Annotated in this window: 11 protein-coding genes and 1 pseudogene; 5 read left to right on the forward strand and 7 right to left on the reverse strand. The window is 48.4% G+C overall.

The window, feature by feature from the left end:
• The 5 genes and pseudogenes from FEK43_RS11470 to wzzB all read left to right on the forward strand — a co-directional run.
• Nucleotides 1–259, forward strand: a pseudogene (locus tag FEK43_RS11470) (hypothetical protein); the annotation flags it as partial.
• Nucleotides 260–313: 54 nt separating this feature from the next.
• Nucleotides 314–1,942 (forward strand): sulfatase-like hydrolase/transferase, encoded by a 1,629-nt coding sequence (locus FEK43_RS11475; RefSeq protein ID WP_240780242.1) that lies wholly within the window; start codon nucleotides 314–316, stop codon nucleotides 1,940–1,942.
• A 133-nt stretch (nucleotides 1,943–2,075) separates the two neighbouring features.
• Nucleotides 2,076–3,482 carry an NADP-dependent phosphogluconate dehydrogenase gene (gene gndA / locus FEK43_RS11480; RefSeq protein ID WP_131161053.1) on the forward strand — a complete coding sequence of 469 codons (1,407 nt, stop codon included), beginning with the start codon at nucleotides 2,076–2,078 and terminating at the stop codon, nucleotides 3,480–3,482.
• A 245-nt stretch (nucleotides 3,483–3,727) separates the two neighbouring features.
• Complete coding sequence (gene ugd, locus FEK43_RS11485) at nucleotides 3,728–4,894, forward strand: UDP-glucose 6-dehydrogenase (RefSeq protein WP_135407167.1); 1,167 nt, start codon at nucleotides 3,728–3,730, stop codon at nucleotides 4,892–4,894.
• A gap of 144 nt (nucleotides 4,895–5,038) precedes the next feature.
• Complete coding sequence (wzzB, locus tag FEK43_RS11490) at nucleotides 5,039–6,019, forward strand: LPS O-antigen chain length determinant protein WzzB (RefSeq protein WP_131161202.1); 981 nt, start codon at nucleotides 5,039–5,041, stop codon at nucleotides 6,017–6,019.
• A 181-nt stretch (nucleotides 6,020–6,200) separates the two neighbouring features.
• On the opposite strand, the gene hisIE is transcribed toward wzzB, so the two are convergent.
• Genes hisIE through hisD form a run of 7 tightly spaced genes read right to left on the reverse strand, consistent with a single transcriptional unit; the run spans nucleotide 6,201 to nucleotide 12,329 of the window.
• On the reverse strand, nucleotides 6,201–6,812 hold the full coding sequence (gene hisIE, locus FEK43_RS11495; protein WP_072650398.1) for a bifunctional phosphoribosyl-AMP cyclohydrolase/phosphoribosyl-ATP diphosphatase HisIE: 612 nt from the start codon (nucleotides 6,810–6,812) through the stop codon (nucleotides 6,201–6,203).
• Entirely contained in the window at nucleotides 6,806–7,582 is a 777-nt protein-coding gene (gene hisF, locus FEK43_RS11500; protein WP_000880156.1) for an imidazole glycerol phosphate synthase subunit HisF, read from the reverse strand. Before hisF ends, hisIE begins: the two co-directional genes overlap by 7 nt.
• Nucleotides 7,564–8,301: a 1-(5-phosphoribosyl)-5-[(5-phosphoribosylamino)methylideneamino]imidazole-4-carboxamide isomerase gene (hisA, locus tag FEK43_RS11505; RefSeq protein ID WP_131161055.1), complete on the reverse strand. Its 738-nt coding sequence runs from the start codon at nucleotides 8,299–8,301 to the stop codon at nucleotides 7,564–7,566. Before hisA ends, hisF begins: the two co-directional genes overlap by 19 nt.
• Nucleotides 8,301–8,891 carry an imidazole glycerol phosphate synthase subunit HisH gene (gene hisH, locus FEK43_RS11510; RefSeq protein ID WP_130208705.1) on the reverse strand — a complete coding sequence of 197 codons (591 nt, stop codon included), beginning with the start codon at nucleotides 8,889–8,891 and terminating at the stop codon, nucleotides 8,301–8,303. The genes hisA and hisH overlap by 1 nt, the downstream gene beginning before the upstream one ends.
• Nucleotides 8,891–9,958, reverse strand: coding sequence for a bifunctional histidinol-phosphatase/imidazoleglycerol-phosphate dehydratase HisB (hisB, locus tag FEK43_RS11515; protein WP_000080085.1), 1,068 nt, complete (start codon nucleotides 9,956–9,958; stop codon nucleotides 8,891–8,893). The genes hisH and hisB overlap by 1 nt, the downstream gene beginning before the upstream one ends.
• Nucleotides 9,958–11,028 (reverse strand): histidinol-phosphate transaminase, encoded by a 1,071-nt coding sequence (hisC, locus tag FEK43_RS11520; RefSeq protein WP_135407166.1) that lies wholly within the window; start codon nucleotides 11,026–11,028, stop codon nucleotides 9,958–9,960. Before hisC ends, hisB begins: the two co-directional genes overlap by 1 nt.
• Entirely contained in the window at nucleotides 11,025–12,329 is a 1,305-nt protein-coding gene (gene hisD, locus FEK43_RS11525; RefSeq protein ID WP_135407164.1) for a histidinol dehydrogenase, read from the reverse strand. Before hisD ends, hisC begins: the two co-directional genes overlap by 4 nt.
• Between the last annotated feature and the right edge of the window lie 4 nt (nucleotides 12,330–12,333).

A 12,333-nucleotide genomic window follows, 5' to 3' on the forward strand; every position in this document is an offset into this window, starting at 1 on the left:
CTTTCGTAATCTTGCCCTGGAGAATAAGCTGCACTGGCGTCTGGACGTGGTAATGAATGAAGACGACTGCAAAATCAGAAGAGGAAACGCAGCAGAATTATTTTCAGGGATACGGCACATCGCTATTAATATTTTGACGAATGATAAGGTATTCAAGGCAGGGTTAAGACGTAAGATGCGAAAAGCAGCCATGGACAGAAACTACCTGGCGTCACTCCTGGCGGGGAGTGGGCTTTACCAGTCCTTCCTTGCTCAGTGACAGAATATTAAATGAATAGCATTATGATTATTAAATAATATGGTTTAATTTGACATGAACTTTACAAATATAATTAAAATAATACCACCTTTCTGTATCTTCTTGAGTATTTTACTTTACTCTGGAAGGACAGACTGTGTCTTTTTATTTACTATTGAATACACACTTACAAGTCTGGCAATACTTCTAATAAAAAGAAAGTCCATAAGCAATATCTTGTGGGGAATTTATCTCTCCATTTTAGGTGTGCAGGCAGCATCGCTATTTAGCTCAGGGCAATATTTGATGCCTCTTGCCTTGTCGAATGCCGCAGAAGTTGGATCGCTAGGCATTGGCGAGATAATCAAGGTTTTTTCCATTTTTATTTTATTTGTTATAATTTCATTCGTTACGATGCCTTCTGGCGCTCTAGTCGAACGTATTAAATATTATAAATTTAATCTTTTTTGTATAGTATTATTGCTTGTGTGTTCTTTCATAAGTGCGGGGCCGGTATATTCTTTTTATGAAACAGCAAAATTGTACTATTTACAGCAAACCTTTAAGCCTAGTGAGAAGATTGGTGATGCCGGGAAATCTTTTTTAAAAACAAGTGTTTTTATTAACCCTATACAGAATAACAACAACTTCAAAGGGCGTAATGTTATTGTAATCTTTGCTGAGGGATTTTCATCGGAGATTATTGGTAATTCAAAAACTGACGCATTTTCTATTACTCCTAATTTAGATAAGTTATCTACTGAAGCGCTAAGTTTTAAAAATTATTATAACCATACAGCAGCAACCTTTAGAGGTTTAAGAGGCCAGTTAACTTCTGGCTATCAATTTCGTGATGGGTTAACTGATACTGGTACTGGTATTGCACAATTATCTAACTCAGAAATTAATAATATTTATCTTCATCGTCAAACATCTTTACCGGATATATTGAAAGAGTATGGCTATAAAAGTTATTTTATAGCGTCTACAGAAAAAAATAGCCCACTTAACACTATGTTGAAAACGCTTAATTTTGATAAAGTTCTTGGTATGGGGGATTTTATTGGTTATCAACGCGACAGAATGACTGATAAGCAAACATTTAATGCACTGAAATATTTTTTACGTTCTCAAGAAAATAAAAACGAACACTTCTTTATTGGTGTGTACCCATCTGGTACTCATCATGGTCAAGATAGTCCAAATGAAAAATATTTTGATGGTAGCAACCCACTCTACAATAAATTCTATAACTATGATTTTCAGTTGGGGCAGTTCGTTGACTTTTTTCGGCGCAGTTCATTTTATGGCAATACGTTGTTGATAATAACATCGGATCATTCTACATTTCCTTCGACAGAATATAAGAAATCATTTAATAGCGATTCTCGTTTTTTTGTGGACAAGATACCATTTCTGGTCATTGGGAAAGATATTGCGCCTGAAGTTTTAGATGCAGGAGGTAAAAATTCTTTAAGTTTCGCGCCAACAATATTGCACATGTTAGGGATTCAGTATTCAATGAATTATTTTTTGGGGTGTTCTCTTCTTGATAAGATGTGCACATCACCATTCTCACATCTTTCTGCTATTGGCAGCGATTATTTCAATACAAGCAAAGAAAATCATGTTGAACTAATTCAAAATAATAGTAATAATGAATTAATAAAATTAGCCGAACTTTTTTATAACATTAGTGGTTAAATATAAGGCTGTACAAGTTACAAGCAATTTCCTAATTAGGAAATATATGACTGTAAAAGAAGATATAAATTAAGCTATTCTTTATCTTCAATAAGCCGCAACCCGCGGTGACCACCCCTGACAGGAGTAAACAATGTCAAAGCAACAGATCGGCGTCGTCGGTATGGCAGTGATGGGACGCAACCTTGCGCTCAACATCGAAAGCCGTGGTTATACCGTCTCTATTTTCAACCGTTCTCGTGAAAAGACGGAAGAAGTGATTGCCGAAAATCCAGGCAAGAAACTGGTTCCTTACTATACGGTGAAAGAGTTCGTTGAATCTCTTGAAACGCCTCGTCGCATCCTGTTAATGGTGAAAGCAGGTGCAGGCACGGATGCTGCTATTGATTCCCTGAAACCATATCTCGATAAAGGCGATATCATCATTGATGGTGGTAATACCTTCTTCCAGGACACCATTCGTCGTAACCGCGAGCTTTCTGCAGAAGGCTTTAACTTCATCGGTACGGGTGTTTCCGGTGGTGAAGAGGGCGCGCTGAAAGGACCTTCTATCATGCCTGGTGGGCAGAAAGAAGCCTATGAACTGGTTGCACCTATCCTGACCAAAATCGCCGCCGTGGCTGAAGATGGAGAACCGTGCGTTACCTATATTGGTGCCGATGGCGCAGGTCACTATGTGAAGATGGTTCACAACGGTATTGAATACGGTGATATGCAACTGATTGCTGAAGCCTATTCTCTGCTGAAAGGTGGTCTGAATCTCTCTAACGAAGAACTGGCACAAACCTTTACCGAGTGGAATAACGGTGAACTGAGCAGCTACCTGATCGACATCACTAAAGACATCTTCACCAAGAAAGATGAAGACGGTAATTACCTGGTTGATGTGATCCTGGATGAAGCAGCGAACAAAGGTACGGGTAAATGGACCAGTCAGAGCGCGCTGGATCTCGGCGAACCGCTGTCGCTGATTACTGAGTCTGTGTTTGCTCGTTATATCTCTTCCCTGAAAGATCAGCGCGTAGCCGCGTCTAAAGTACTGTCGGGTCCGCAAGCGCAGCCAGCAGGTGATAAAGCTGAATTCATCGAAAAAGTTCGCCGTGCGCTTTATCTGGGTAAGATTGTTTCTTACGCGCAGGGCTTCTCGCAGCTACGTGCGGCGTCTGAAGAGTACAGCTGGGATCTGAATTATGGTGAAATCGCGAAGATCTTCCGTGCCGGTTGTATCATTCGTGCTCAGTTCCTGCAGAAAATCACGGATGCTTACGCCGAAAATCCTAAGATTGCTAACCTGCTGTTAGCCCCGTACTTTAAGAAAATTGCCGACGATTACCAGCAAGCTCTGCGTGATGTTGTTGCTTATGCGGTGCTGAACGGTATTCCAGTACCTACCTTCTCTGCAGCGGTTGCTTACTATGACAGCTATCGTGCCGCAGTACTGCCTGCAAACTTGATCCAGGCGCAGCGTGACTATTTCGGTGCGCATACCTATAAGCGCATTGATAAAGAAGGTGTATTCCACACCGAATGGCTGGATTAATCTGATTTAATCAGTATTAAACTAAGGCCCGGCATTTATCGCCGGGCTTTTTTTTTACTATCAATCTTATTGATTTAATTTCATTGCTTAATACTAACTTAATAAATAGCAGCTATTCTTATAAAGAAAATCTGAAATGTTTTTCGTTTCGTTGACCAGACATCATCGTGGCGTTAAAACTTTTAACTCTTATCAGGGTGCTAAAACATCATGATTCATAGTTAAGTTAATTCTGAGAGCATGAAATGAAAATCACCATTTCCGGAACCGGTTATGTTGGCCTGTCTAATGGGCTATTAATCGCACAAAATCATAACGTTGTAGCATTAGATATTTTACCAACTCGCGTTGCAATGCTGAATGATCGGATATCTCCTATTGTTGATAAAGAAATTGAGCAGTTTTTGCAATCAGACAAAATACGTTTTAATGCCACGTTAGATAAAAAAGAAGCCTACCGGAATGCTGATTATGTAATCATCGCAACCCCGACCGACTATGATCCTAAAACCAATTATTTCAATACATCTAGCGTAGAATCAGTAATTAAAGATGTTACGGAAATAAACCCTCATGCAGTAATGATTATTAAGTCTACGGTTCCTGTAGGTTTTACGGCCGCGATGCAAAAAAAATTCAAGACTGAGAACATTATCTTCTCCCCTGAATTCCTCCGAGAAGGCAAAGCCCTTTACGATAACCTTCATCCTTCCCGTATTGTGATAGGCGAACGTTCTGAACGTGCACAGCGGTTTGCCGCGTTATTACAGGAAGGGGCGGTTAAGCAAAATATCCCGACTCTGTTTACTGATTCAACAGAAGCAGAGGCCATTAAACTTTTTGCCAATACTTACCTCGCCATGCGCGTGGCGTACTTTAACGAGTTGGACAGTTATGCAGAAAGCCTGGGATTGAACACCCGTCAAATCATTGAAGGTGTTTGTCTTGATCCGCGTATCGGCAATCATTACAACAATCCATCATTTGGTTACGGTGGTTACTGTTTGCCGAAAGATACCAAGCAGCTTCTGGCAAATTACCAGTCTGTGCCAAACAACATCATTTCTGCCATCGTTGAAGCTAATCGCACCCGCAAAGACTTTATTGCCGATGCTATCTTGTCACGTAAACCCAAAGTCGTAGGGATATATCGCCTAATTATGAAGAGCGGTTCAGATAACTTCCGTGCGTCTTCCATTCAGGGGATCATGAAGCGTATCAAAGCTAAGGGGGTAGAAGTGATTATCTATGAACCGGTTATGAAGGAAGAAATGTTTTTCAATTCACGACTGGAACGTGATCTCGCGACGTTTAAGCAAAAGGCTGATGTCATCATCTCTAATCGAATGTCAGAAGAGCTTAAAGATGCAGCAGACAAGGTCTACACCCGCGATCTTTTCGGTAGCGACTAACTATCTGTAATCAGATGATTTTTGGCGGTAGTTGGTATCGATGTTCATGTAATAATTCATTATATTTATTGTTTATCCTATGGCATTCATACTGATTATCGCTAAACTATGGCGACCTGAAATTTTCCGTCTGTTAGGGTAATGATGAGAGTTGAAAATAATAATATTTCTGGGCACAACAATGACCCGGAACAGATTGATTTAATTGATTTACTGGTACAACTGTGGCGCGGGAAGATGACCATTATCGCCACAGTCATTGTGGCTATCGTGTTGGCTATTGGATACCTGGCAGTAGCGAAAGAGCAATGGACATCAACAGCCATTGTCACTCAACCTGATGTGGGGCAAATTGCCGGCTATAACAACGCCATGAATGTAATTTATGGCCAGGCTGCGCCAAAAGTAGCTGATTTACAGGAGGCGTTAATTGGTCGCTTCAGTTCTGCTTTCTCTGCATTAGCGGAAACGCTGGATAATCAGGAAGAACGCGAAAAACTGACTATCGAACCTGCTGTTAAAAACCAGCCGTTACCGTTAGCTGTTTCTTATGTCGGGCACACTGCAGCGGATGCACAGAAAAAGCTGGCTGAATACATTCAACAGGTTGATGACCAAGTGAATGAAGAGCTGGAAAAGGACCTGAAGGATAATATCGCTTTGGGTATGAAAACCTTGCAGGACTCCCTGAAAACTCAGGAAGTGGTGGCTCAGGAGCAAAAAACGCTGCGTATCCGCCAGATTCAGGAAGCGTTGCAGTATGCGAATCAGGCGCAGGTAATAAAGCCGCAGATTCAGCAGACTGGTGAAAATATTACTCAGGACACGTTGCTTTTGTTAGGTAGCGAAGCACTGGAGTCGATGATTAAGCACGAAGCGACTCGTCCGCTTGTGTTCTCGCCAAACTATTATCAGACTCGTCAAAACCTGCTGGATATCGAAAGTCTGAAGGTTGATGATCTTGATATTCATGCCTACCGTTACGTTATGAAACCCACACTGCCAATTCGTCGCGATAGCCCGAAGAAAGCAATTACCTTGATTCTGGCAGTACTGCTGGGCGGCATGGTTGGCGCGGGAATTGTGCTGGGGCGTAATGCGCTGCGTAATTACAACGCGAAATAGTCTTTTCAGCTTTAAATAAAAAGGGCAGGGTGGTGACACCTTGCCTTTTTTGTTGCCGGATGCGATGCTGGCGCATCTTATCCAGCCTACGTGTGCAGAGCGAATAGTAGGCCTGATAAGCTTGCGCATCGGGCAATGGCTCAGGATGCGACAGCTACATCGCATCCGGTCAGCCTGCAACTCACTGATGCCGTTTACGCAGGTTCTCAATCACCGTCGTTAAGTCCAGATCCTGATCCTGCAGCAGCACCAGCAGGTGATACATCAAGTCCGATGCCTCGTTGGTCAGTTCAAAGCGGTCATGTACCGTCGCTGCCAGTGCGGTTTCCACGCCTTCTTCGCCCACTTTCTGCGCAATGCGCTTAGTGCCGCTGGCATACAATTTGGCTGTATAGGAGGTTTCCGGGTCGGCAGATTTGCGTTCGGCGAGCAGTTGTTCCAGTTGATACAGGAATAGCCACTGGTGAGCGGTATCTCCGAAGCAGCTGCTGGTGCCTTTGTGGCAGGTTGGGCCGATGGGATTCGCCAGCACCAGCAATGTGTCGTTGTCGCAGTCCGGCGCAATATTTACTACGTTGAGGAAATTGCCGGACGTTTCACCTTTGGTCCACAGTCGCTGTTTAGTGCGCGAGAAGAAGGTGACTTTGCCGCTTTCGATGGTTTTGTCCAGCGCTTGCGGATTCATGTAGCCCAGCATTAACACTTCGCCGGATACCGCGTGTTGCACAATCACCGGCATCAGCCCGTCGGTTTTTTCCCAGTCCAGTTCGCGACGTTGTTGTTCTGTTAACATATCCTGATCTCCACGCCCTGTGTTGCCAGGTACGCTTTTAATTCACCAATATTGATTATTTGTTTGTGGAATACGGAAGCCGCCAGCGCGCCGTCAACGTCGGCATCGCGGAAGGCTTCGAGGAAGTGTTCCATGGTGCCTGCGCCACCGGAGGCAATCAGCGGGACGTGGCACACTTCACGCACTTTTTTCAGTTGCTCGAGGTCGTAACCGTTACGCACGCCGTCCTGATTCATCATGTTGAGGACGATTTCTCCGGCACCGCGTTTTTGCACTTCCTGTACCCAATCGAGCGTTTCCCACTGAGTGACGCGGGTGCGGCTTTCATCGCCGGTATATTGATTCACATGATATTTACCGGTTTCGGCGTCGTACCAGGTATCAATACCGACCACAATACACTGCACGCCAAAGCGATCAGCCAGGCGAGTAATTAACGTCGGGTCCGCCAGCGCAGGGGAGTTGATAGAGATTTTATCCGCGCCAAAGGAAAGAATTTTCGCGGCGTCATCCAGCGATTTAATTCCTCCCGCCACGCAGAACGGAATATCGATCACTTCCGCCACGCGAGATACCCAGCTTTTATCTACCACACGTCCATCGCTGGAGGCGGTGATATCGTAGAACACTAGCTCGTCCGCACCTTCTTCGGCGTAGCGTTTTGCCAGCGGCACGATATCGCCAATGATTTCATGGTTACGAAACTGTACGCCTTTCACCACCTGACCATCACGAACGTCGAGACATGGGATTATGCGTTTTGCCAGCATGCGATGGCCTCCTTCACGGTGAATTTACCTTCCAGTAATGCCCGACCAACTATTACGCCGCGTACGCCAGTACCACGCAGGGCAGCGACATCATCAATGTCGCCAATGCCGCCGGAGGACTGAAATGCCACCTGCGGATATCTGGCGCAGACTTCCTCATATAAAGAGACGTTAGAACCTGCCAGCGTGCCGTCGCGCGAGATATCGGTACACAGCACATGTTTCAGGCCGACGGGCAGATAGGTTTCCACCAGTTGTTCCAGCGAAACGCCCGAGTTCTCTTGCCAGCCGCTAACCGCCACCTGCTTGTTGCCTTGCTCGTCAATGCGTACATCCAGCGCCAGCACTAACGCATCCGCACCGAAGCGTTCAAACCAGCCTTTCACCATTTCTGGTGATTTCACTGCGGTGGAGCCGACCACCACGCGCGCAACGCCTGCTTCCAGTAACGTCGCCACATCTTCTTCGCTACGCACGCCGCCGCCCACCTGAACCGGAACGTTAACGCCTGCGACCAGCGTTTTAATCAGAGAAATTTGTCGTTTAGCCGGATCTTTTGCCCCAGTCAGATCCACCAGATGCAGCACTTCGGCACCTTGTGCAGCGTAATCCTGTAAACGCGGCAGCGGGTCGTTACCGTAATCGCGCTGTTTGCCGTAATCGCCCTGATGGAGACGCACCACGGTGCCGTCGATTAAATCTAATGCCGGAATAATCATCACATCTCCAGGAAGTTTTTCAGCAACTTAGCGCCAGCGGTACCAGAACGCTCCGGGTGGAACTGCACGCCGTAGAAGTTATCTTTTTGTACCGCCGCGGTGAACGGTTCGCCGTAATTACACTGCGCGATGGTCCACGGATTGACCGGCATTGCGTAGCTGTGAACAAAGTAAAAGTACGCACCGTCTTCAATCCCCTGAAACAGGCGGTTGCCTGCCCGCGGGTAAACGCGGTTCCAGCCCATATGCGGCAGCGGCAGACCAAAGTCGGTCATTTTCGGCACGTCTTCGTCGATGATGCCCAGCAAGTCGACGCCGTTGCTCTCTTCGCTGCGTCGCCCCAGCAGTTGCATCCCTAAGCAGATGCCCAGCACCGGTTGGGTACAGGCTTTGATGAGATCAAACAGCTCGCGCTCACGTACCTGATCCATCGCCGCTTGCGCAGTGCCAACGCCGGGTAAAAACAGTTTATCGGCCAGCAACACTACGTCCGGGTCACGGCTGACTTTGGGTTCATAACCGTGGCGCGCAATGGCTGATTTCACCGAGTTCAGGTTGGCGCAGCCGGTATCCAGGATCACCACGTTCATTACAGCACTCCTTTCGACGAGGGCAGGGTGTCGCCTTCCACGCGGATGGCCTGGCGCAGAGTGCGACCAAAGGCTTTGAACAGGCTCTCTACACGGTGATGATCGTTTTTACCTTTAGTTTTCAGGTGTAACGTCACGCCCATGGTGTAAGAGAGCGAACGGAAGAAGTGCTCGATCATTTCGGTGCTGAGATCGCCTACGCGCTGGTAGGTAAATTCAGCTTTATATTCCAGGTGCGGGCGACCAGAGATATCCAGCGCGCAGCGGGCAAGGCATTCATCCATGGGCAGCACAAAACCAAAGCGGCAAATACCGCGTTTATCGCCGAGGGCTATTTTTAACGCTTCGCCCAGCGCCAGGCCGGTATCTTCGACGGTGTGGTGATCGTCGATATAGAGGTCGCCTTTGACGTTGATTTCCATACGGAAACCGCCGTGGGTGGCGATCTGATCCAGCATATGATCAAAGAAGCCAACGCCGGTGTTAATCTTGCTGCCACCTTCGCGATCCAGCCACACCTGAACGTCAATCTGCGTCTCTTTGGTGTTGCGCACTACATGGGCGTAACGGTCTCGTTTAGTGAGTTGCTCGCCAATCATCGGCCAGTTCAGGATTTCGCGGTCGTAGCGTAAACCATTAATGCCCATGTTTTCCGCCAGTTGAATATCGGTCGCGCGATCGCCAATCACATAACTGTTGGCGCGATCCATCGCTTGCTCAGCCAGATAACGCTCCACCAGTTTTACTTTCGGCTTACGGCAGTCGCACTCATCGGCGGGCAGGTGCGGGCAAATCAGCACTTCATCAAACTGTACGCCTTGCGAAGTGAAGATCTGCATCATCAGGTTGTGCGGGCCATCAAAATCCGCCTGCGGGAAACTTTGTGTTCCCAGACCATCCTGATTGGTGATCATCACCAGCTTATAGCCCGCTTTTTGCAGCTTCAGCAGCTCCGGGATCACGCCCGGTTCAAAGGCGAGTTTGTCAAAACGGTCCACCTGAAAATCACTCGGCGGTTCGCTAATCAGGGTTCCATCGCGATCGATAAAAAGATACTTCTGACTCATCAAACTTGCTCCGCACGTAAGGCGTCAATGACGCGCTGGCTTTCTTCACGGGTTCCGACGGTAATTCGCAGGCAGCCGCTTAAAGAGGGTTGTTTATTCTGATCACGTAAGATAATGCCCTGATCCCACAAAGATTTAAACACTGCGCTGGAGGCTTTAAAGCGCGCCAGAATGTAGTTGGTTTCAGAGTCGAAAACCTGATCCACGCAGGGGATCTCTTTCAGTGCGGCAATCAGGTATTCACGTTCAGCAATAATTTGCGCCACTCGTTCGCTCATGGCGACGATTCCCTGCGGGCTTAACGCCTGGGCCGCAATGTCGGCAACCGGCGTCGAGAGCGGGTAGGGGGCGATCACTTTCATTAGCAGGTTGATGACCTCTTCGTTTGCCAGCGTAAATCCGCAACGAAGCCCCGCCAACGCGAAGGCTTTCGACAGTGTGCGCAAAATAGCCAGGTGCGGATATTCAGCCAGCCAGCCAGCCAGCGATGCCTGCGGGCAAAACTCGATATAGGCTTCATCGGCAACTACAATGGCTTTACCGCGCGTTAACTCCAGCAGGGTGCGAAAATCCTGTGGATTGATCAGTTGCCCGGTCGGGTTGTTGGGGCTGCAAACATAGACCACTTTTACGCCGTCCAGCTTGTCGGAAATGCCCTGTAAGTCCAGTTGCCAGTTGTCCAGCGTCGGCACTATGCGGCACTCGACGCCAATGGTTTCAGCGCTGACGCTGTACATGCCGTACGTTGGCGGGCAGTAGAGGATGGCGTCTTTACCTGGTTCGCAAAAGGCGCGAATCAGCAGTTCAATACCTTCGTCCGCGCCACGGCTGACCAGCACCTGCTCCGGTTTTACGCCTGCATACTGCGCGTAATTTTCAATCACCGCTTTCGGCTGACATTCCGGGTAGCGGTTGAGCGTTTGCTGAGTAAGCTGAAACTCCACGGCTGTGGGGTATTCGTTGGCGTTCAGCCAGACATCGCCGTTACCGCCCAGACGACGCGCCGACTGATACGGCGTCAGGTTGCGGACGTTTTCACGCGCTAAATCGGTAATAGTCACGGTGCTCATGCTTGCTCCTTAAGGGCGTTAACACGCAAAGTAACGGCATTTTTGTGGGCGGTCAGACGCTCGGCGGCGGCCAGTGTTTCAATGGTCGACGCCAGCGCGGAGAAACCTTCTTTCGACAGTTCCTGCACGGTCATACGTTTCTGGAAATCTGCCAGTCCGAGACTGGAACAGGTGGCGGTGTAACCGTAAGTCGGCAGTACATGGTTGGTGCCGGAGGCGTAGTCGCCTGCCGATTCCGGTGACCAGTCACCAAGAAATACCGAACCGGCGCTGGTGATGCCATCGACCAGTTCGCGGGCGTTGCGGGTCTGAATGATCAGGTGCTCCGGGCCGTACTGGTTGGAAATCTCTACGCACTGCGCTAAATCGTTGGTTACGATCAGGCGGCTGGCGCTCAGTGCCTGACGGGCGGTTTCAGCTCTCGGCAGTTCTGCCAACTGGCGTTCGACAGCCTCGGCAACTTGATGCGCCATATCGGCGTCAGGCGTCAGTAAAATCACCTGTGAGTCCGGGCCGTGTTCAGCCTGAGAAAGCAAATCAGAAGCCACGAAATCCGGCGTAGCACCGCTGTCGGCAATCACCAGCACTTCCGACGGGCCTGCGGGCATATCGATCGCCGCACCGTCCAAACGCTGGCTTACCTGGCGTTTTGCCTCGGTGACAAAGGCGTTACCTGGCCCGAAGATTTTGTCTACTTTGGGCACGGATTCTGTGCCCAACGCCAGTGCGGCAATGGCCTGTGCGCCACCGACGTTAAACACATCCTGCACGCCGCACAGCTGCGCCGCGTAAAGGATCTCATCGGCAATCGGCGGCGGTGAGCACAGCACCACTTTTTTACAGCCTGCAATACGCGCCGGAGTCGCCAGCATTAATACCGTTGAGAAGAGCGGGGCGGAACCGCCAGGAATATATAAACCAACCGAAGCTACCGGACGCGTTACCTGCTGGCAACGCACGCCTGGCTGAGTTTCGACATCTACCGGCGGCAGTTTTTGCGCAGTGTGGAAGGTTTCAATATTCTTTACTGCCACCGCCATCGCCTGTTTTAGCTCGTCGCTCAGGCGTTCGCTGGCGGCGGTGATCTCCTCAGCAGACACCTTCAGCGCGGTAACCGTGGTTTTATCAAACTTCGCGCTGTATTCACGCAGGGCGTCATCGCCGCGTGCTTTCACGTTATCGAGAATATCGTTAACAGTGCGGGTAATGCTTTCAGAAGCGGAGATCGCCGGACGCATTAACAACTGGCGTTGTTGCTCCGCAGTACAGCTATTCCAGTCAATGATTGTGTTAAAGCTCATGGCG

Source organism: Escherichia sp. E2562 (assembly GCF_005781075.1).
Taxonomy (GTDB): domain Bacteria; phylum Pseudomonadota; class Gammaproteobacteria; order Enterobacterales; family Enterobacteriaceae; genus Escherichia.